This window comes from Variovorax glacialis (genome assembly GCF_051216375.1).
Taxonomy (GTDB): Bacteria; Pseudomonadota; Gammaproteobacteria; order Burkholderiales; family Burkholderiaceae_C; genus Variovorax.
Genome location: NZ_JBPJZT010000006.1, coordinates 430,828 through 450,665, shown reverse-complemented (window position 1 = coordinate 450,665; position 19,838 = coordinate 430,828). Strand labels below are relative to the sequence as shown.

The 19,838-nt window shown below is 67.4% G+C and carries 16 protein-coding genes; 7 read left to right on the top strand and 9 right to left on the bottom strand.

All coding sequences use genetic code 11. The features are described 5' to 3' along the window. Positions 1-17 precede the first annotated feature (17 nt). Positions 18-2,675, bottom strand: a complete 2,658-nt coding sequence (mdeB, locus tag ACSFBL_RS18990; RefSeq protein ID WP_435517343.1) for an alpha-ketoglutarate dehydrogenase — start codon at positions 2,673-2,675, stop codon at positions 18-20. A gap of 106 nt (positions 2,676-2,781) precedes the next feature. On the opposite strand from mdeB, the gene ACSFBL_RS18985 reads away from it, so the two are divergent. Then, complete coding sequence (locus ACSFBL_RS18985) at positions 2,782-3,267, top strand: Lrp/AsnC family transcriptional regulator (RefSeq protein ID WP_435517342.1); 486 nt, start codon at positions 2,782-2,784, stop codon at positions 3,265-3,267. 112 nt (positions 3,268-3,379) lie between these two features. Here ACSFBL_RS18985 and ACSFBL_RS18980 read toward each other — a convergent pair whose 3' ends face one another. Next, positions 3,380-3,685 carry a helix-turn-helix domain-containing protein gene (locus ACSFBL_RS18980; RefSeq protein ID WP_435517341.1) on the bottom strand — a complete coding sequence of 102 codons (306 nt, stop codon included), beginning with the start codon at positions 3,683-3,685 and terminating at the stop codon, positions 3,380-3,382. 328 nt (positions 3,686-4,013) lie between these two features. Here ACSFBL_RS18980 and ACSFBL_RS18975 point away from each other — a divergent pair, with 328 nt between their 5' ends. After that, entirely contained in the window at positions 4,014-5,480 is a 1,467-nt protein-coding gene (locus ACSFBL_RS18975) for a carotenoid oxygenase family protein (protein ID WP_435517340.1), read from the top strand. A 38-nt stretch (positions 5,481-5,518) separates the two neighbouring features. Here ACSFBL_RS18975 and ACSFBL_RS18970 read toward each other — a convergent pair whose 3' ends face one another. Then, on the bottom strand, positions 5,519-5,755 hold the full coding sequence (locus tag ACSFBL_RS18970) for a response regulator transcription factor (RefSeq protein ID WP_435517339.1): 237 nt from the start codon (positions 5,753-5,755) through the stop codon (positions 5,519-5,521). A 151-nt stretch (positions 5,756-5,906) separates the two neighbouring features. Between ACSFBL_RS18970 and ACSFBL_RS18965 the strand changes: the two genes are divergently transcribed. The 3 genes from ACSFBL_RS18965 to ACSFBL_RS18955 all read left to right on the top strand — a co-directional run bounded on the left by ACSFBL_RS18965 (position 5,907) and on the right by ACSFBL_RS18955 (position 9,112). Further along, positions 5,907-6,335 (top strand): hypothetical protein, encoded by a 429-nt coding sequence (locus ACSFBL_RS18965; RefSeq protein ID WP_435517338.1) that lies wholly within the window; start codon positions 5,907-5,909, stop codon positions 6,333-6,335. 16 nt (positions 6,336-6,351) lie between these two features. Continuing rightward, entirely contained in the window at positions 6,352-6,618 is a 267-nt protein-coding gene (locus ACSFBL_RS18960; RefSeq protein ID WP_435517337.1) for a hypothetical protein, read from the top strand. Between the two features lie 91 nt (positions 6,619-6,709). Further along, the gene (locus tag ACSFBL_RS18955) at positions 6,710-9,112 is read left to right on the top strand and encodes a PhoX family protein (protein WP_435517336.1); all 2,403 of its coding nucleotides are present in this window, start codon (positions 6,710-6,712) and stop codon (positions 9,110-9,112) included. Between the two features lie 63 nt (positions 9,113-9,175). On the opposite strand, the gene ACSFBL_RS18950 is transcribed toward ACSFBL_RS18955, so the two are convergent. Together ACSFBL_RS18950 and mltA are read right to left on the bottom strand one after the other, a co-directional pair. Then, the gene (locus ACSFBL_RS18950; protein ID WP_435517335.1) at positions 9,176-9,550 is read right to left on the bottom strand and encodes an SMR family transporter; all 375 of its coding nucleotides are present in this window, start codon (positions 9,548-9,550) and stop codon (positions 9,176-9,178) included. 60 nt (positions 9,551-9,610) lie between these two features. After that, positions 9,611-10,753 (bottom strand): murein transglycosylase A, encoded by a 1,143-nt coding sequence (gene mltA / locus ACSFBL_RS18945; RefSeq protein ID WP_435517334.1) that lies wholly within the window; start codon positions 10,751-10,753, stop codon positions 9,611-9,613. Here mltA and ACSFBL_RS18940 point away from each other — a divergent pair. Both ACSFBL_RS18940 and ACSFBL_RS18935 read left to right on the top strand, forming a co-directional pair. Continuing rightward, on the top strand, positions 10,752-10,901 hold the full coding sequence (locus ACSFBL_RS18940; RefSeq protein ID WP_435517333.1) for a hypothetical protein: 150 nt from the start codon (positions 10,752-10,754) through the stop codon (positions 10,899-10,901). The two genes, mltA and ACSFBL_RS18940, sit on opposite strands and share 2 nt — an antisense overlap. Positions 10,902-11,105: 204 nt before the next feature. Further along, positions 11,106-11,753, top strand: a complete 648-nt coding sequence (locus ACSFBL_RS18935) for a YiaD family glycine zipper/OmpA-like lipoprotein (RefSeq protein WP_435517332.1) — start codon at positions 11,106-11,108, stop codon at positions 11,751-11,753. 125 nt (positions 11,754-11,878) lie between these two features. Here the strand turns inward: ACSFBL_RS18935 and ACSFBL_RS18930 are convergent, their stop codons facing one another. From ACSFBL_RS18930 to ACSFBL_RS18915, 4 genes are all read right to left on the bottom strand, one after another. Further along, positions 11,879-12,505, bottom strand: a complete 627-nt coding sequence (locus ACSFBL_RS18930) for a response regulator transcription factor (RefSeq protein ID WP_435517331.1) — start codon at positions 12,503-12,505, stop codon at positions 11,879-11,881. A gap of 235 nt (positions 12,506-12,740) precedes the next feature. After that, the gene (locus ACSFBL_RS18925; protein WP_435517384.1) at positions 12,741-14,696 is read right to left on the bottom strand and encodes a two-component system sensor histidine kinase NtrB; all 1,956 of its coding nucleotides are present in this window, start codon (positions 14,694-14,696) and stop codon (positions 12,741-12,743) included. Positions 14,697-14,809: 113 nt separating this feature from the next. After that, the gene (locus ACSFBL_RS18920) at positions 14,810-15,625 is read right to left on the bottom strand and encodes a carbon-nitrogen hydrolase family protein (RefSeq protein ID WP_435517330.1); all 816 of its coding nucleotides are present in this window, start codon (positions 15,623-15,625) and stop codon (positions 14,810-14,812) included. A gap of 22 nt (positions 15,626-15,647) precedes the next feature. Further along, a complete protein-coding gene (locus tag ACSFBL_RS18915; protein ID WP_435517329.1) occupies positions 15,648-19,820 on the bottom strand; it encodes a YhdP family protein in 4,173 nt (1,390 codons plus the stop codon). Between the last annotated feature and the right edge of the window lie 18 nt (positions 19,821-19,838).

Below are 19,838 nucleotides of genomic sequence, written 5' to 3'. Positions count from 1 at the left end.
GGCGCGGGCAGGGCGGATCAGCGCGGCGACAGCGCGTGCCGTGCCGCCCGGACGATGCTCTGCGCATCGACACCGAAGAACTGGCGCAGCGCGGCGCGGGTGTCGCTGCGGCCGAAGCCGTCGGTGCCGAGCGTGAGATAGCGGCGGCCTTCCGGCAGGAAGGCGCGGACGCTCTCGGGCACGGCGCGCACGTAATCGGTCGCCGCGATCACGGGGCCGACACCGCTGGCCAGTTGCTTCGCGATGAAAGGCGTGCCCGGTTCGGCATCGCCCGCCAGCGCGCGCGCCTCGCAGGCGCGGCCATCACGGGCCAGCTCGCTCCAGCTCGTGACGCTGAACACCTCGGCGGAGATGCCCTCGTCCGCCAGCAATTGCGCAGCCTTGAGAACCTCGGTGAGGATCGCGCCGGAGCCCAGCAGCGTCACTTGCGCGCCGTCGGATGCGGGCTGCGCTTTCTTCCATCCATCGAAGCGATAGCAACCGCGCAGCACATCGGCCTCCGCGCCGGCCGGCAGGTCCGGCTGGGCGTAGTTCTCGTTCATGAGCGTGACGTAATAGAAGACGTCCTTCTGCTCGACCAGCATCTCGCGGATGCCCGCATCGACGATGACCGCCATCTCGCCGGCGAAGGCCGGGTCGTACGCCTTGCAGTTCGGAATGGTCGCAGCGATGAGGTGGCTCGATCCATCCTGGTGCTGCAGGCCCTCGCCGCCCAGCGTGGTGCGCCCCGAGGTCGCGCCGAGCAGGAAGCCGCGCGGCCGCTGGTCGGCGGCGGCCCAGATCTGGTCGCCCACGCGCTGGAAGCCGAACATCGAGTAGTAGATATAGAACGGCAGCATCGCCAGCCCGTGCACGCTGTAGCTGGTGGCCGCGGCCGTCCAGCTCGCGATGGCGCCGGCCTCGCTGATGCCTTCTTCCAGGATCTGGCCGTCCGTCGCCTCGCGGTACGAGAGCACCGAGCCGATGTCTTCCGGCGCGTAGCGCTGGCCCACGCTCGAATAGATGCCGACCTGCTTGAAGAGGTTGGCCATGCCGAAGGTGCGCGCCTCGTCGGCGACGATGGGCACCACGCGCGGGCCGAGCGTCTTGTCCTTCATGAGATTGCCCAGCACGCGCACAAAGGCCATGGTGGTGCTCATCTCCTTGCCGGCGGCGGCCACCGCGAACTGCGCATAGGCCGCAATGTCGGGCTTGGCCACCACTTCGCATGCGGTCTCCCGGCGCGGCATGCTGCCGCCGAGCGCGGCCCGGCGGCCCAGCAGGTAGTGCATCTCAGGGCTGTTGTCGGCCGGCTTGTAGAAGGCAGCCTGCGTCGCCTGCTCGTCGGTGAGCGGCAGGTTGAAGCGGTTGCGGAATTCGATGAGGTCCGTGTCGTCCAGCTTCTTCTGCGAGTGCGTGGTCATCTTGCCCTGCCCCGCGGTGCCCATGCCGTAGCCCTTCTTCGTGTGGGCGAGGATCACCGTCGGCTGGCCCTGGTGGGCGGCAGCCGCGGCGTAGGCGGCGTGGATCTTCACGAGGTCGTGGCCGCCGCGCTTGAGGCGGTCGATCTGCTCGTCGGTCATGCCCTGGGCAAGCCGCACGAGTTCCTCGTCCTGGCCGAAGAAGGTGTCGCGGTTGTAGCGGCCGTCCTTGGCGGCAAAGGTCTGCATCTGGCCGTCGACCGTGTTGGCGAAGGCGCGCACCAGGGCGCCGTTCACGTCGCGCGCGAAAAGGCCGTCCCAGTCGCTGCCCCACACGAGCTTGATCACGTTCCAGCCGGCGCCGGCAAAGAGCTTCTCCAGCTCGTCGATGATGCGGCCGTTGCCGCGCACCGGTCCGTCGAGGCGCTGCAGGTTGCAGTTGACCACCCACACGAGGTTGTCGAGCTTCTCGCGCGCAGCGAGCGTCAGCGCGCTCATGGACTCTGGCTCGTCCATCTCGCCGTCGCCGAACACGCCCCAGACCTTGCGGCCTTCGCAATCGAGCAGGTTGCGGTGCGTGAGGTAGCGCATGAAGCGCGCGTGGTAGATCGAGCTGATCGGGCCGATGCCCATCGAGCCTGTCGGGAACTGCCAGAAGTCCGGCATCAGGTATGGATGCGGATAGCTGCTGAGCCCTCGTGCGCCCTTGCCCTCTGTGAAGGCGGGCGCGGTGAGTTCCTGGCGGTAGTGGGTCAGGTCTTCCTCGCTGAGGCGGCCTTCGAGGAAGGCGCGCGCGTACACGCCCGGTGCGCTGTGCGGCTGGAAGAAGACGAGGTCGCCGCGATGCGTCTCGGTCCGCGCATGGAAGAAGTGGTTGAAGCCCGTCTCGAACAGGTCCGCCGCACTGGCATAGCTGGCGATGTGGCCGCCGAGTTCGCCATACGCCTGGTTGGCGCGCACGACCATCGCGAGCGCGTTCCACCGCATCAACGACGCCAGCCGCTCCTCGATCGCGAGATCGCCCGGGAAGGCGGGCTGCGCTTCGGGGGCGATGGTGTTGACGTACGGCGTCGAGAGTTCGGGCTGCCAGCCGATGCGCTGCGCCCGGGCCATCCGCGCGAGTTCGTCGAGCATCCAGCGGGCACGCTCGGGGCCGTGCGTCTCGGCCAGCGCGACGAAGGCGTCGCGCCATTCGGCGGTTTCGACGGGGTCGGCATCGTGGAGGGACATGTCGAGCAATGCGCGCATTTGGTCGGGGGACATCGGGGCGTTCATGAACCGCACTTTAGGCCGCGAGATTTGAAATGGGATGCTGTTTCATGGCATTTACACGCATAGCGGCCACATAGAATGCCGCGATTCCCCCCTTTCGCAGCATTTCATGCAACTCGACACCATAGACCTCCGCATTCTGGACGAACTGCAACGCGATGGCGCGCTTTCGAATGTGGAGCTTGCGCGCCGGGTCCACCTGTCGCCCTCGCCCTGCCTGGCGCGCGTCAAGGCGCTCGAAAACACCGGTGTGATCCAGCGCTACGTCGCGCTGGCCAGTGCGACGGCGCTGGGGCTCGGGCTGAATGTGTTCATCTCGATCAGCCTCAAGACGCAGAGCAAGCAATCGCTGGCGGACTTCGAGCAGCGCATTGCGGAGCACGACGAGGTGATGGAGTGCTATCTGATGACGGGGGACAGCGACTACCTGATTCGGGTCGCGGTGGCGGACATTGCGGCGCTGGAGAAATTCATCCTCGAGCAGCTCACGCCGATTGCCGGGATCGAGAAGATTCGGTCGAGCTTTGCGTTGAAGCAGGTGCGCTACAAGACGGCGTTGCCGCTGCCGCAGGAGGCGGCATTGGCGCGCAGGTAGAGAAAGGCCAAGGTCTGCACAGTCCGGCAGGGCATGAGCCCTCACGTTCGAGCAGCCAAAAAGAATGCGCGAACGAAAAAGTCCGCCTGAACATGTCGGTTCGATCAGCGCCTCAGCGCTGCAGCGCACGCACGTGCTCGTAGTACGCACGCGCATCCGAACTCGCTGAAAGCAGCCGTGACGAAATCGGCGCCTGCGCCCGCGCCTCGCTTGGGCTGTAGCCGAAGTGCCGCCGAAAGATGCGACTGAAGTGGGAGGCGTCGACGAGCCCGAACTCCTCGGCGATACCAACGAGTTGTCGCGTGGCATGTTCAGGCGCGACGATGGCCGCGTGGATGCGCTTCAGTCTGCGCTCCTTGATGTAGTCGGCGACGCCGCCACGCGCCTCGAACAGGCGGTACAGCGTGCTGCGTGACACCTTGAATGGTTGAACTGGTCAGCCCGTGCGAGCCGGGCCGTTCGCTTCGAGATCATCGGCGTGTAGTCGCCCGTTGTCAGGAGGTGAGGCCCGAGATTCCACAGCCGGGTCCGGCAGGCTGGCGTCGAAAGTGATGGGCGAAACGACACGCGCCGCCTCGCCTTCATGCGAACCGACCCTGTCCTGGGGCACTGATCGCTCACTCATGAGGGGCCGAGTTTCCCACCTTTGAATCAGGCGGAACAGACATGGGACGCGCAGTCAACGACAGACGAAGCGGTGCTCCCTAACATTCCTGTGTCGGCAAGATTGAAATGCAGGAGGCCGAATGAACAGCCAATTTGACCGCGACCGACGCGAGTTTCTATTGAAAGGGGCCGCCATGGCTTTGACCGTTCCCGCCAGCTTGAGCGCGGCCAGCGTGCATGCGGCGTCCGTGATGGACGACCGGCCGCCCGAGTGGACCAGCGAGAACCCGTTTCTTCAAGGCGCGTTCGCGCCGGTATTCGATGAGCGGGACGACATCGACCTGCACATCGAAGGCGAATGGCCCAAGGGCCTGAATGGGGCTTTCATGCGCAACGGCCCGAACCCGGAATTCGAACCCGACGCGCACTACGGCTACCCCTTCGACGGCACCGGCATGCTGCACGCGGTGTTCGTGCAGGACGGGCGCGCCCGCTACCGCAACCGCTGGGTACGGACGAAGGAGTTGCTGGAAGAGCGGGCCGCCGGCCGTCGCCTCTACAACTCGACCTTCTCGGCGCCGCCCCATGCCAACCTGGCGAACACCAACGTCATTCATCACGCCGGGCGCTACCTGGCCTTGTACGAAGGCGGCGCGCCCTACCTCGTCGACGGAAATCTCAATACCGTCGGTGCCTTCGATTTCGGCGGGAAGCTCCCTGGCCACATGTCGGCGCATCCGAAGATCGACCCGCGGACGCATGAGTTGCTGTCGATCGAGTACGACCTGCACACCGGCGACATGCTCTACACACGCGCCAGTGCCGCCGGGGTGCTCGACCGGGTCGTTCCCTTCCGTGCGCCCTGGAAGGCGATGGTCCACGACATTGCGATCACCGAACGCCATGTGATCGCCTTCTTCTGCCCGCTGGTCTTCGACCTCTCGGGCAAGGGCCCGCCGGCCGAATGGGAGCCCGAGCGCGGAACGATGATCGCCCTGGTGCCGCGGGATGCGAAGGTCGCCAACGAAGTGAAGTGGATCAAGGGTCCCCCGTTCTTTAATTGGCACACGGTCAATGCATTCGAGCAAGGCGATCGCATCGAGGTGGTGTTCCCCTGGTACGACGCTTTCTCCCTCACTGCGCGTTCGAAGCGACTGGAACTGCACAGGCTCGTCATCCACACCGCGACCGGTGCGGTGGAAGACCACGCGTTGGACGACCAGGCCTGCGAGTTTGGGCGCATCAATCCGGCCTACCTGGGACGCAAGGCGCGCTATGGCTATGTGGGACTTCGCGATCCCAGGCCCGGCGAGCGGCAGCAGAGCGGTGCATTCGAGGCCATCGCAAGGTATGACCTGGCGACGGGAGAGAAGGTCGTCCATCGATTCGCCGCGGGCGCGACGGTGTGTGAACCCGTGTTCGTCGCCGACCCCCATGGGCGCGGCGAAGCCGACGGATTCGTGCTGAGCTTCGTGCACCAGGCCAGCAGCCCTGAGGGAAGCTTCGTGGTGCTCGACGCCCGGCATCTCGACGCGGAGCCGGTCGCCCGCATCGTGCTTCCGCGCCGGGTCCCTGCCGGCTTGCACGGGTCCTGGATCAGCAGCTGAGTTGGAGGCTCCGTCCGGCACGCCAGCGCCCGACCGTCTCAATGCACGCGGGCGTCTGGCCTGACAGGCGGCGTCGAGCGATGCAGGAGACTCAGGAGGTCGGCCTGCCTGGAAGTCCCCGTCTTGGAGAAGATGCGCTGCAGGTGGGTGCGAACGGTCGGCTCGCTGATGCCGAGCATCTCCGCCGATTCCATGCCGCCCAGGCCCTGGGAGAGCGCCAGCAGGACGCGCAACTCGCCGCCGGATAGCAGCTTGAACAGCCGCAGGTCGTGCAACTGGTAGTGCGACCCCTGGTCGATATCAGCGCGAAACCAAATTCACCAGCGATCCGGGCCGCTTCGTCATCGCTTCGGATGACGCCATTCCGGGAGCGATCTTCTACGCTCGCTCGCGAGTCACGGGGCTCTCCCGAAGAAAGGTTTGCCGATGTTCGACCGCACCATCGAATACCTGTCCACGGCCGCGAGGAGGACATCGCCGCGCTACATGGTCACGCTGGCGATCTGCATCCTTGTGGCGCTCGTCTGGAAGACGCCGGTCGGACATGTCGAGGCCGCCATCAAGAATCCGGCGCCGAAGGGCACCGCCGCGTTCGTTTCGCCGGACGCCCCGAAGTTCGATGCGCTGCGCAGGGAAGCGGCGAGTGGAGACGAACGCTCCAACCCCGAACTCTCCAACGCCCTGATGGACAGGTACGACCAGAACGGCAACCCGGATGACCTCTACGAGGCCCTGGAATGGATCGACAGGCGATGGGACGTGTCCGCCAACGCGGAGCTGGCCGGCCGCGTCGTCGCGAACTATTGCGGGCAGCGCGTGGTGCAGTGGCACCGGTTATGCGTGCATGGCGAATGATTCAAGGAGAAGCCCTGTGAAACCTGATGCCGATCCCGGCCGCGCGCGGGAGTTCGAAGTGTTGGCGATCCTGATCCTGTTCGCGCTGGCCGCGGCATCGATGGCGGATTTCCTGCGCGCACCGGTCTGGCCAACGCTGGTCGATGTGTCGCAGCCCGCGGACGACGACGAACTGCATGGCACTCTCATCGAGCCCTGGATTCCGGAAGTGCCGGACAGCGACCCGCCGGCGCCGGTCCACGCGACCCAGGGCGGCGCATCCGCCGTGGCACACCGCTCCTGAGACGAGGCACGAATGCGCAAGCGCGAAGCACTGCAACAAAAGTTTCATCTTGCGTCGCTATGGTCAGGCTCCCCTCAGCAAAGCCTGTCCAATGAAGAATCTTCCCACGCCTCCCGCTCCCGACAACCACATCGACCCGGACGACCTGGACAACAACCCGACCTCGAACACCAGCCTGCATGAAGTCATCGCGGCGCGCGTGCATCGCCGCCACCTGCTGCGCGGCGGCGTCGGCGCACTGACGGCCGCGACGCTCGGCCCGCTGGCCTTGAGCGCCTGCGGTGGCGGCGGAAGCAACGGCGTCTTCCCCATCGCACCGCCCGCACCCGCACCGGCACCGCCTCCCCCCGCGCCGGCGCCCGCACCCGCTGCCGACCCCAAGCTGGGCTTCTCCGCCGTCGGCAAGGACCTGGCCGACCGCATCACCGTGCCGGCCGGCTACACCGCCACGGTGATCTACGCGACCGGCGATTCGATCGACCCGGCCGTCACCGACTACAAGAACGACGGCACGGACGACACCTTCGGCCGCCGCAGCGGCGACCAGCATGACGGCATGCACTATTTCGGCCTGACCCCCGACAGCAAGCCCTCCCTCAGCAGCACCGAGCGCGCGCTGATGTGCATCAACCACGAGGCGATCAATGGCACCGTGATGTTCATGCATCCGAACGGGCAGACCAACATCGCTTCCAGCGCCGGCCCGCGCCCCGAAGCGGAAGCCCTGAAGGAAGTCGAGGCGCATGGCGCTTCGGTGGTCGAGATCGCCAAGTCGGGCGGCAAGTTCGGCGTGGTCAAGAACTCCACTTTCAATCGCCGCGTCACGCCACGCACGCCGATGGAGTTCGGCGGCCCGGCGCGCGGGTCGGCATTGCTCAAGACGGCGTACTCGCCGACAGGCACCGGCACGCGCGGCATGATCGGCAACTGCGCCTCGGGCTACACGCCCTGGGGCACCTACCTCACCTGCGAGGAGAACTTCGCGGGCTTCTTCCGCCGCGGCTCGGCGGACGATGCGAAGCGCAGCGCCAAGGAACTGGTCGCTTTCAAGCGCATCGGCCTGGCGCAAGGCGCGCCTGGCGGCCAGCGCTGGGCCACGGTCGTGCCGGCCGATGGCACGAACACCGAATACGCGCGCTGGGACACGAGCAGCCTCGGCGCCTCGACCGACGGCACGGACGACTTCCGCAACACGGCCAACACCTTCGGCTGGGTGGTGGAGATCGATCCGTACAACCCGACGTCGACGCCCGTCAAGCACACCGCCCTCGGCCGCTTCGCGCACGAAGGCGCATGGCCGAGCAATCCGGTCGTCGGCAAGCCGCTGGCCTTCTACATGGGCGACGATTCGCGCAGCGAGTACGTCTACAAGTACGTCTCGAAGGCCGTCTGGAGCGCGGCGGACGCGAATCCCGCCGACCGCCTCGCGACGGGCAGCAAGTACCTCGACGACGGCACGCTCTATGCGGCCAAGTTCAATGCCGATGGCTCGGGCACCTGGCTCAAGCTCGACCTGACGAACAGCGCCATCTCGGGCAACAGCGCCTACGCCTTCGCCGACCTGGCCGACGTGCTCATCAACGCACGGCTCGCAGCCGATGCCGCCGGCGCCACCAAGTGCGACCGGCCCGAATGGACCGCCGTGAACCCGAGGAACGGCGAGATCTACATCACGATGACCGAGAACCCGGACCGCGGCTCGGTCGGCACGACCAGCAGCAACAACGTGCCGAACCCCGACGTGGACCCGGCCTTCCCGCGCTACTGGCTCGACAACAAAGGCGTCTCCACGCAGAACGCCGCGGCGTCGGTCTCCAAGGGCGACGTCAACGGGCAGGTCATGCGCATTCGCGAGACCGGCAACGATGCGTCGGCCACCACTTTCAACTGGGACATCTTCCTGTTCGGCAGCCAGGCCAAGGCCGATGCCGGTCTGGACGATGCGAACTACCAGAAGAACGTGAACCTGTCCGGCCTGTCGGACTTCAACGACTTCTCCAAGCCCGACGGTTGCTGGTTCTCGCGCGCGAGCGGCATCCTCTGGATCGAGACGGACGACAACGCCTACACCGATGTCACCAACTGCATGCTGCTGGCGGCAGTGCCGGGCACCTACGGCGACGGCGGCAAGATCGACGTGGTCAACCAGGCCAACGGCAAGCCCGGCGCGGCGGGCACGGGGCCGGTGACCGTGACGACCTACGCCGGCAAGAAGATGAACGACACGATCTTCAAGCGCTTCCTCACGGCGCCGCTCGGTGCGGAAGTCACCGGTCTGGCCGAATCGCCAGATGGCAAGGCCTTGTTCATCAACATCCAGCATCCCGGCGAGAACACGGCCGCTGCCAACATTGCCGACGCGAGCAAGTACGAAAGCCATTGGCCCGGCGACGGTGCCGGCGTGACCGCCTACGGCGCGGGCGGCAGCACGGCACGTCCGCGCTCGGCGACGGTGATGATCACCAAGGACGACGGTGGCGTGATCGGGCTCTGACGCAGGCAGGCAGCGGCGGAGGCGACATCCGATGCGGGTGCCGTCTTCGCGGCGGGCCCGCGCTCAGTTCCTGGCGAGCACGACGACGCCGACCAGGATGATGGCGATCCCGAGGATCCGGCCCGCGGTCAGGGGCTCGCCGAGCAACTGCCATGCGAGCAGCGCGGCGACCACGTAGCCGATCGACAGCATCGGATAGGCGATGGTGACGTCCACACGGGTCAGCGCGACGATCCACAGCCCGACACTCACGACGTAGCAGAACAAGCCCAGCAGGATCCAGGGCTGGGCGGCCGCGCTCAGGGCCGTGGAGAAGAGCGAGGCCATGCTTCCCATGGACACCGAGCCCAGTGTCCTGGCTCCCGCCTTGAGCAGGAGCTGCGCCACCGAATTCAGGAGCACGCCGCCGAGGATGATGGAAAAAGTGTTGAGGTTCATGGAGTCTTCTCGCCGCTACGGCATGCGCGGATCATGCCGCACGCGAACATCGGGCCCCGCCTACTTCGGCCACAAGGCCCACAGCCGCAGCGGCTGGTTCATGCGCGCGGCGAGGCGGCCCGCGTCCGCACCGGTGCCGGCGAAGTAATCCGCCCGAACCGCGCCGACGATGGCACTGCCGGTGTCCTGCGCGACCACCAGCTTGGCCAGCGGGACGGCCGGGCCCGGCGATGCGAGCCAGACCGGTGTGCCGTAGGGAATGCTGTCGCGGTCCACCGCGATCGAGCGGCCGGCCGTCAGCGGCACGCCCTGCGCACCGATCGGCCCCGAGGACGCATCGACCTCGTTCAACGGCTCTTCGCGAAAGAACACGTAGCGGGGATTGCTCCACAGCAGCTGCGACAGGCGCTGCGGGTTCTGCGCGACCCAGAGCTTGGTGTCGTCGGGCCAGAGGCTCACCTTGGTCACGCCCTGGTTCGTCAGCCATTGCTGCACGCTGCGATAGGGTTGCTCGTTGGTGGCCGCGAAGGCCACGCGCACCGTGCGCTGCGAGCCGTCGGGCTCTGTGATGCGAAGGCGCCCCGAGCCCTGGATGTGGAGCATGAGGACATCGATGGGGTCCACGAGCCAAGCGATCTCGCGGCCACGCAGCGCGGACTGGGCCTGCGGCAGCGTGTCGATTTCCTGCCGCGTGTACCAGGGACGCTTGGGCACCAGCCCGGCAGGCGCCTGGTAGAGCGGCACGGTGTTGGTCACCGTCGGCCTGCGCGTGGCTTCGAACACCGGCTCGTAGTAGCTGGTGAGCTTGCCGTCCGTGGGGCCGGTGTACGACTCGATCCGGAAGGGCTGCAGCCGCTGCATCATCCATTCACGCTGCTCCGCGGTTTCCGCGAGCGCCAGCTGACGCACCTCGCGGCACAGCGGCGCGAACGCGGCATTCGGACGCGTGCAATTGGAGAGCATGGCGACCCAGCCCTCGTGCAGCGCGTCTTCGTTGAAGCCGGGAAGCTCCGACCACGCGACCGGCACCCACCGGCTCTTCGGATGCGCGAGCGAGCCGGTGAGCGGTCCCAGATCGCGTGAGGCGCCGGGGCCCGGTATCGGAGTGAAGACAGGCGCTTCGGGCTGCCGCGTTCCGGTCGAGCAGGCGGCGAGCGTTGCTACGATCGCGAGCCCAACCAGCCACTGGAGTCCTTTTTTCATGGGTCTGATTTTGCTTGAAGCACTTGGCGCGGGAATCGTGTTCATCCTCATCATCTGGTGGACCATGTTCTCCGGCCGCAAGCGTGGCGAGCTCGATGCCGACGCCGAAGACGCGCCCGCACCGAAGGACCCTTCTCCGCGCGATTGACGTCGCGTCGTTCGATGGCGCTTGCGCATGTCGGCGTGCGCCTGCACGCTATTTATTCGATAGCGGGCGTGCGAGATTTGGCGCGCTTCTCCAGACCATGACCGAAATCGGAACATTACATGCGGAAACGTCTGGGCGGGCAGATTCACTTGCAGCACTCGGGATAATCGGCGCTCTTTGAATCCATGGTCGAAAGGGACTGACATGAAAAAATTCGTACTCGCCACCTGTGCCGCAGCAATCGTTCTCACAGGCTGCGCGACCGGCATGAGCGACACGCAACGCAACACCGCAATCGGCGCCGGCGGCGGCGCACTGGCCGGCGCGGCGATCGGCAGCGCGACCGGTGGCAAGGCCGGCACCGGTGCGGCCATCGGCGCACTGGCGGGTGCGGCAGGCGGCTACCTGTGGTCCCAGCGCATGGAAAGCCAGAAGCGTCAGATGGAAGCCGCCACTCGCGGCACCGGCGTTGCCGTGACCCAGACGCCCAACAATGAGCTGAAGCTCGCGATCCCGAGCGACATCTCCTTCGACGTGGGCCGTGCGGCGATCAAGCCCAACTTCTCGCCGATCCTCGACCAGTTCGCGACCGGCCTGCGCAACAACCCGAACGCCGACGTGCGCATCATCGGCCACACCGACAGCACCGGCACAGATGCCATCAACAACCCGCTGTCGATCGAGCGTGCCGCAGCCACGCGCGACTACCTCGTCGCACGCGGCGTGCCTCCCACCGCGTTCCGCATCGAAGGCCGCGGCTCGCGCGAACCGGTTGCGGACAACAGCACCGATGCCGGTCGCGCGCAGAACCGGCGCGTAGAAATCTACGTCGGCGAACGTCCGCAAGGGTGACACCCTCTCCAACTGACCCGGTCCCAAGCCAGTAACACCGGGGAACCGGCTCCGCCGGGCCCCAGGTGTTGCCCCCGGCAGGGGGTAGGCGAAGCGACACGAAGTGCGCGAGCCTGGGGGCGAGTTCACTTATCGCGTAGAAGGTTGGCCAACTCCACGGCCGATTTCACTTCCATCTTCTCGAACACGCGCGCACGGTGAACTTCCACCGTGCGCACGCTGATCGCGAGTTGTTCCGCGATCAGCTTGTTGGGTAGCCCTTCCACCACGCAACGCATCACGTCGCGTTCGCGGTCGGTCAGTTCATCGATGCGGTGCTTCAGCAATTGCCGCGCGCGCTTCGCCTCGATGGCCCGCAAGGACGCGCCGAGCGCATGTTCGATGCGGTCCACCAGCGCGTTGTCGGAAAACGGCTTCTCGCAGAAATCGAAAGCGCCGCGCTTCACTGCGTCTACCGCTGTCGGCACATCGGCATGCCCGGTCAGGAAGATCACCGGCATCGTCTCCAGCAGCCCCCGCTCCGCGAGACGATCGAACAACACCAACCCACTCGTCCCCGGCATGCGCACGTCGAGCAGCAGGCAGTGCGGCTGGCCGAGCAGAGGTTCGTCGGCAAGACGCGCCTCGAAAGCTTCCGCACTCGCAAAGTTCTCACTCACCAGTCGTCGCGAACGCAGCAGCCACGCCAGCGCCTCGCGAACACTGGCGTCGTCATCAACAATAAAAATAAGCGCATCAATCAGCGGTTGCACACTTGGCTCCCCCCCAGGCTGCGCGCACTTCGTGTCGCTACGCCTACCCCCTGCCGGGGGCAATACCAGCAGCCCGGCAAAGCCGGTTCTGCGGTATTTCCCGGATTGAGGCGGGCTTGATCGGGGCGTCCTGCATTCTTCCAGAAATGCCGCGGAACCGGCTTTGCCGGTCCGCTGGCGTTGCCCCCTGCAAGGGGGTGGAGAGCGACACGAAGTGCGCGAGCCTGGGGGTTAGTCATGCCGCCAGGGGTAGGGTGAAGCGGAAGATCGTGCCGCGGGGGCGGTGGGGCTCGTACATGAGGACGCCGCCGTGCTGTTCGACGACGGTGCGGCAGAGGCTCAGGCCCAGGCCCATGCCGTCGGGGCGGGTGGTGAAGAAGGGGGTGAAGAGGCGCTGGGCGACTTCGTCGCTGATGCCGCAGCCGAGGTCCGCGACAGAGAATTCGAGCCAGCGGCGCGCATCGGCGGGCATTGCGCCGTCGCCGTCCCGGCCGGTGCTGCCTGCGCGCACGACTTTCAGGCGCAGCACGCGGTCGGTGAGTTCGGGCATGTCCATGGCCTGCATGCCGTTGCGCGCCAGGTTCAGCAGCACCTGCTCGACGAGGGTGCGGTCGCAGAACACGGCAGGCAGGCGATCTTCGAGCGACAGCTCGATGCGCACACCCAGCTTGCGCGCCTGCAGTCGCACCAGGGGCAGCACCGCGTCGATCAGCGCATGGGGCGCGACGGCTTCCCGGGTGCGATCCCGCCGGCGCACAAAGTCATGCACGCTGCGGATCACCTGGCCGGCGCGGTCAGCCTGCTCGGAGATGCGGCGAACGGCCATCGCGATGTCATCGTGGTCGCGACTTCGCGGGGAGCGGTCGGCATTCAGCAGATTGAGCGAGCCGTTCGCATAGCTGGTGATCGCGGCCAGCGGTTGCGTGAGTTCGTGGCTGAGCAGCGATGCCATCTCGCCGACCGTGGCCAGCCGCGCGCTGGCCTGCAGGCGCTCCTGGCTGGCGCGCGACAGTTCCTCGATATGCCGCTGCTCGCTGATGTCGATGAAGGCGCTCATCCAGCCGGTCTGCGAGCCATGCGCATTGATGAGGGGCGCCTCGAAGATCAGCACCGGAAAGCGGCTGCCGTCCTTGCGCATGAAGACCGACTCGAAGCCTTCGCGCGGCGGCACGGCGCCCGCCAGGCGCACGGCCTGTCGCCGCTGGTACTCGTGCGCGAGTTCGGTCGGCCAGTAGGGCGTGCCTTCGCTGGTCATCAACTCCTCGGCGCTGAAGCCCACCATCTCGCAGAACGCGGGGTTGACGTAGGTGATGCGGCCCTGCAGGTCGCGCGCACGCAGGCCGGTGATGACCGAGTCCTCCATCGCCTTGCGGAAGGCAAGCGCGTCGGCCAGGTCGCGCTCGGCGCGCAGGCGCCTTCGCGTGTCGCGGGCGAGCAGCACCAGCACCGACACGAGGGCGATCGAGATCGCCGTGACCAGCGCGGTCAGCATGTTCGGGAACAGGTCCGGCACCGCGCGCCAGCCATCGACGCGCAGCATCATGGGGGCGCCCGGCAGGTCGATGAGTTGCTGCGCGGTGAAGACGCGCGTGCCCACGCGGCGCGGCGCACCGATGGCCACGAGCCGGGTGCCGTCGACTTCGGTAAAGGCCACCTCCTGCCCGCGGCTGAGCGTGGGCGCCACGAGTTCGATGAGCGTGTCGCGCAATGAATACGAGGCCACCAGGTAGCCCCCGCCTTCCACCGGCAGGCAGAGCTCCATGACTTCGAGGCCGCTGCCCTGGGCGACGGGGACGTAGTGGCTCGGCGAATATGCTGGCGCCGACAGCTTGCGCGCAGCGGCGCAGGCGAGCATCACATCGGGCTGGTCGGCACCGCCCCGGCCTTCGTCGAAGATGTGCTGGCGGTAGGGCGTGTCGACTGCGCCTTGCAGCCGAAAGGCGGCGTCGCGCCATTCGAGCCGCAACCACTCGCGGTGCTGGCGCAGCAGGTCCGATGCGCGGCTTCCCCAACGTTCGCGATCGACGCCTTCGCCGAGCGAGGCGCGCAGCGTCTGGGCATTGCGCTGCAGGCCGACGCGCAGGTCGGACACGGCGTCGGCCGTGTCGCGGTCGAGCACGCTCTGGGTCTGCTCGACTTCGTGCCGTCCGGCCAGCCAGACGACGGTGACGAGCAACGCCAGCACCAGCATGGCGAGCAGTACCCACAGGAACCAGCGCCGCCACACGGAGCGCAGGAAGCGCAACCGCGCGAACGCGGGGCGGAGGACGCGGGAGACAGGCAGCGGAGGCGAGGACACCGTCTTCAGAGTACGCAGTGGGTCAGCACCGGCAGTTGCGATCGCGCGCGCTCCACCTGCATGGCGTCGATGTCGAACAGCACTACGGCTTCGTCGACCGCCTGCTGCGCCACCACCGCGCCCCAGGGATCGACCACCATCGACTGGCCCCATGTGTGCCGCCCGTTCTCGTGGGTGCCGCCCTGCGCGGGCGCGACGACCCATGCGAGATTCTCGATCGCGCGCGCACGCAACAGCACCTCCCAGTGGGCCGCGCCCGTCGTCCGGGTGAAGGCACTGGGCACGAGCATCAATTCGGCGCCCTCACGCGCCAGGGCGCGATAGAGCTCCGGAAAGCGCAGGTCGTAGCAGACGCTCATGCCGATCCGCCAGCGGTGGCCGTCGCGCGATGGCAGGTCGAAGCACACGGGCTGCGAGCCCGGCGCGATGACGCGGCGTTCGTCGTAGCGCTCGCGGCCGTTGTCGAAGAAGAAGAGGTGGATCTTGTCGTAGCGCGCGATGCAGGCGCCGTCCGGCGCATAGACCAGCGAGCTGTTGAAGACGTGGTTGTCATCCTCCGTTTCGAGCGGCAGCGTGCCGCCGACGATCCAGAGCCCGAACTCGCGTGCGGCATCGGCAAGGAAGCTCTGCACGGAACCGGCGCCGGCCGTCTCGCGCAGGGCGAGCTTGTCGGTGTCGCGCGCACCCATCATGCAGAAGTACTCCGGCAGCACCGCGAGCTCGGCGCCTTCCGCCGCGGCCTCGGCCAGCAATGCGTGGGCTCGCGCGAGGTTGGCCTCGCGTGCGATGGCCGACACCATCTGGATCGCAGCGACTTTCATGGCGAGTCTCCTTGTGCTTGTTCTATCGTACGGCCGGTGCGGCGGGCGGACTCACAGGGCCCAGCGCCTCGGGTGTCGAGCGGCGGGCCACCTTGGTGATCTTGGGGTCGGTCCAGGTGCCGTCGATCTGGAACTCCTGCGTGGCCGCGGCAATCAGCGGTCGGCTCAGCACCATCTGCGCGAGGAAGGTGCCGATGCCGATGGCCGGGTTGATCGCCGTCGCGACCAGTGCGGCCGTGCCCGCGCTGATCTCAGGCACGACGACCACGCGGATGTTCTGGGTCTCGCGCGCGATGTCCGCCGACCCGTCCATCAGCACGGCGGCATTCACGCCCTTCATCTGCAGGTTGTTGGTGGATGCCACGCCCTGGTCGATCTTGACGTCCCCACGCAGGAAGTCGAAGGCAAAGCCTTCGCTGAAGATGTCGCGGAAGTCCAGCGTGAGACGCCGCGGCAAGGCCTGCAGGCTGAGCACGCCCAGCAGCTTGGCGATGCCCGGGTCGGCCTTGAGGAACTGTCCGGATTCGACGTTGATCTGCAACTGCCCGCCCAGGGTCGGATAGTCGAGCGAGAAGGGCGACCCGGTCCAGTTCACGCCGCCTTCGAGCCGGCCACGTCCTCGCCGCACGACGTCCTTCATGCCGAAGCGCGTCAGCAGGCCGCCGGCATCGGTGATGTCGAGCTTGAAGTCCATGCTGGTGCGACGCTGGTCGCGCCCGGCGGCCGCGGTGGTTCCGGGCGGCGTGGCCCAGCTGCCCTGTGCGGTGAAGGTGGCATCAGGGTTGGTGAGGGCCAGCCGGTTGAGCCGCCATTCGCGGCCGGCGCCGCCACGGTTGACCGCATCGATCTCGGCGCGGCCCAGGCGATGCCCGAACAGTTCGAAATCGTCGACGACGATGTCGAGCGCCGGCAGCGTGCTGGGTTGCTCGTCGAGCAGCGATTCGACGGCCGTGGCCTCGCTGCGCGCGATCTTGAGGCGCGCGAGCCGAGCGAAGAGGCGCCCCGCCTGCGCATGCCGGTATTCCGCGTAGCCGCTGAGTTCGGTGGCGTCGAGGTTCGCGCGCCAGACCTGCCCCTCGCGGGTGCCGCCGAGCACGACGTTGTTGAGCGTCCGGCCGCCGAACACCAGTTCCTGCGCCCGCAGCGCGATGACGGTGGGCAGGTAGGCCTGCATCTCGTCGGGGCCGTCGGCAACAGCTGCCGCTTCAGCCGGCTTGCCGGTCGCGGCACTGAAGATCGACTGCCAGGCGCCCACGTCCAGCCGCGAGAACCGCAGGTTCGCAAACACGCCGCGATCGGGCGGCGCGGCGGATTCGCCCGCCGCCAGGCCGATGCCGATGCCGCCGCGCAGCACCTTCGCGTCGTTGCCGGAAATGTCGCGCACATAGACCACCGACGCGACACGCCCCAGGTCGACCGAAATCTGGTCGTTGACGACCGGCGCCGAAGGCGCACGTGCGTCGCGCGGCATCACCTTCTTCTCGACGCGCAGCGCCATCGATTCGTCGGCGGCCTTGGTCATCGGCGGCGGCAACTGCAGGGCGAGCCCCTGCAGCGTGCTGGTGAGCAGGAATTCGGTCGCGCCGTCGCGCACCGAGAAGTTGAGGGCGTAGGGTGTGCTGCCGGTCGCCTTGGCGGCGATCCGGGTGAGCCAGTCGACCTCGCGCGCCGCGCGCAGCCCGTCGGCGGTCGCGGTGCCCTGCACCCGGAAGTTCAGGTCCTGCGAGGCGTCGCCGAAACGCCCGCTGCCTTCGATGCGCATCGCGCCACCCAGGCCGCGGGCCTGCACGCCTGCCAGTGAGAAGCCGCTTTCCGTGAAGTTCAGCGTGCCTTTCGCCTGCGACAGCGTCGGCGCCTGCGGCGAGAGCTGGATCTCGTTGTCCGCCAGCGCGACGCTGGCCTGCACCTTCGATTTGTCCAGGGCCGCGAGCGGCAGTTCGAGCTTCAGCTTGTAGTCGGCATTGCCGGTCGTGCGAATGGCCGCGAGGGTCGGCTCGGCCGATCCGGTGAGAGGCGCGCCGGCTCGCAGCAGTTCGTTGATCGGCCCCTTCGCCTGCGCGTCGACCTTGAGCTGCGCCGCATGGTGCGTCATGTCGGGGATTTGCGCCTCGGCCCGGGTCACTTCGATGCCGGGCGCGCCGACGATGCGGCCGCGCGCGTTGCGCACCAGCATGCCGGCGCGCTCGAAAACGAGTTCGCCCGACAGGCCGCTCAGGGCGGGCCAGGCGACCTTGGCGCCCGACGTGGGAGGCACGTAGGCATAGGTCACATCGGCAACCCGCGCGGCGATGCGGAAGTCGCCTTGCTTCGGATCCATGAAGGGCATGTCGTGCAGGTCGCCCCTGACCTTGAAGTCGACGGTGCTCGCGGTGCCCTTGGTGACCGCGTCGCGCACGTAGTCGCGCGTGTGCTTGGGGATGTGCAGCGGCAGGTAGCGGTAGACCCGCGTTCCGTCGGCGCGCGTGAGCTTGCCCTGGAGGTCGAGCACCCCCGGGTAACGCCCCGCACTGCGCGAGACGGCTGGATCGCTCGTGTGCCAGCTGGCTTGCGCCTCGCCGTCGGCATCGGGGTTGGAGAAGCGGAGGCCGGAGACCTGGAGCTGGGCTGCCTCGCCGTCGATCTTCCACTGAAGCTGCGTCGAAAGCTGGTCGATGGGCACCACGGGCTCCTCGAACACGCCCGGCAGATCGAGCGCGCCCTTCGCGATCGACAGAGCCGCGCTGCCGCCGGCCTGGTTCGCGTCGAAGTCGATGGTGGCGCCGCGCACGCCGGGCGTTCCCACGGGAACGGGCGGCGGCTCGGCGGGCGCAGTTGCGGTTGCGCCGTTCGAAGCGACGGCAGGTCGCGCAGCGCTTCGGGCTGTCGCGTTGCGCGCCGCTTCGGCCGCCGGCGTCTCGACATGCTCGCCAGGCTGCGATGCGATGCTGAAGTTGCTCATGCGGCCACGCAACTGGTACTTGTCGGGCGCACCGGGCGGGCCCTGCCAGCTTGCATCGATACGCTCCACCAGTCCGCGCGGCTGGTACGCCTCGATGTGCTTGCGCGTGGGGGCGTCGAGCGGCAGGCGGTCGGCGATCAGCGCCAACGCGGCCAGGTCGAGCCGGTCCGCACGAAACGCCCCGCGTTCGGCAACCCGATCCTTCGCCGGCGTGCGCTGGAACCAGAGGTTGCCGCCTGGCCAGCGCATGCCGTCGGCGGTGTCGAACTGGAGGTTGGTCGTGGAGAACTCCAGCGTCTGATCCGTCATCTTGCCGGCGAGACGCCCCGTGACGGCACGCAGCACCAGCGGCTCGAGTCCCTTGGCGAGCGAGGCGTCGATCTTCACCAGTGCCAGGTCGGTCACTGCGCCCGTGAGCCGGCCATCGTCGACATCGGCCCACAGGCGCATGCCGCCGCTTCCCTCGCGAATCCGGGCGTCGAGTTGCACGTAGCTGCCGAGGCGGGTGATGTCGATGTAGGGCAGGTCCGCATAGATCTCGCCGCCCCATGTTCGCCAGTTGCCGCTGCGCACCGAAAGGAGGGGCTGGTGAAACTTGGCGCGCACGGTGAAACGCTCACCCCAGCCCGCGGGCGGCGTGGCATCGATGCGCATGTCGTGGCGACGGCTGCCGTTGCGGGCAATGAACTGCACGTCGGTCAGGGGCAACGGGGTGGTCTTGCGCATGTCGTCGGTCCAGCGCACCGTGCCGCCCTGGACGACCACCTCCCGCTGGGCGAAGAACCAGTCGGCGCCATCGCCTCCGCCGGTGGTGTCGGTGGACATGTCCAGGCCCGCCACGTGCAGCTTGCCGAGCGCATCGCGGCGCACCTCCACCTCGGGTCGTTCGATGTAGAGCTGTTCGAAGCTGAGCTTCCACAGTGATCGCGGGGAGACGCTGGCGACCACGCGTTCGAGCCGCAACGCTGCCTGCTGGTGGGCGTCCTGGAGCACCACGTCGCGCAATTCGACGGTGGGGAAGATGCCGCCCGACTGGGCCGAGATCGAACCGATCAGGACCGGCACGCCGATGGCGCGGGTGGCCTGCGCCTCGAGCGCGACACGGTAGTCGCCGATTCGCGGCACAATCCAAATGTGTAGGACAACGACTGACAGCGCCAGCAGGAGCCATGCACCGATCAGCAAACCCAACAACCAGCGCGCCGTCGCAGCGGTGATCTTGAGCAGACGTGAAGGGGAAGACGTCGTGTCGTTCATTGAGGATCGCGCTGTGTC

Coding starts and splice junctions, on each gene's coding strand:
- ACSFBL_RS18925 (WP_435517384.1), bottom strand. CDS start 14,696: ATGCTGGTGCTGGCGTTGCTCGTCACCGTCGTCTGGCTGGCCGGACGG.
- mltA (WP_435517334.1), bottom strand. CDS start 10,753: ATGAAAAAAGGACTCCAGTGGCTGGTTGGGCTCGCGATCGTAGCAACG.
- ACSFBL_RS18920 (WP_435517330.1), bottom strand. CDS start 15,625: ATGAAAGTCGCTGCGATCCAGATGGTGTCGGCCATCGCACGCGAGGCC.
- ACSFBL_RS18915 (WP_435517329.1), bottom strand. CDS start 19,820: ATGAACGACACGACGTCTTCCCCTTCACGTCTGCTCAAGATCACCGCT.
- ACSFBL_RS18975 (WP_435517340.1), top strand. CDS start 4,014: ATGAACAGCCAATTTGACCGCGACCGACGCGAGTTTCTATTGAAAGGG.
- ACSFBL_RS18955 (WP_435517336.1), top strand. CDS start 6,710: ATGAAGAATCTTCCCACGCCTCCCGCTCCCGACAACCACATCGACCCG.
- ACSFBL_RS18950 (WP_435517335.1), bottom strand. CDS start 9,550: ATGAACCTCAACACTTTTTCCATCATCCTCGGCGGCGTGCTCCTGAAT.
- ACSFBL_RS18985 (WP_435517342.1), top strand. CDS start 2,782: ATGCAACTCGACACCATAGACCTCCGCATTCTGGACGAACTGCAACGC.
- ACSFBL_RS18965 (WP_435517338.1), top strand. CDS start 5,907: ATGTTCGACCGCACCATCGAATACCTGTCCACGGCCGCGAGGAGGACA.
- mdeB (WP_435517343.1), bottom strand. CDS start 2,675: ATGAACGCCCCGATGTCCCCCGACCAAATGCGCGCATTGCTCGACATG.
- ACSFBL_RS18935 (WP_435517332.1), top strand. CDS start 11,106: ATGAAAAAATTCGTACTCGCCACCTGTGCCGCAGCAATCGTTCTCACA.
- ACSFBL_RS18940 (WP_435517333.1), top strand. CDS start 10,752: ATGGGTCTGATTTTGCTTGAAGCACTTGGCGCGGGAATCGTGTTCATC.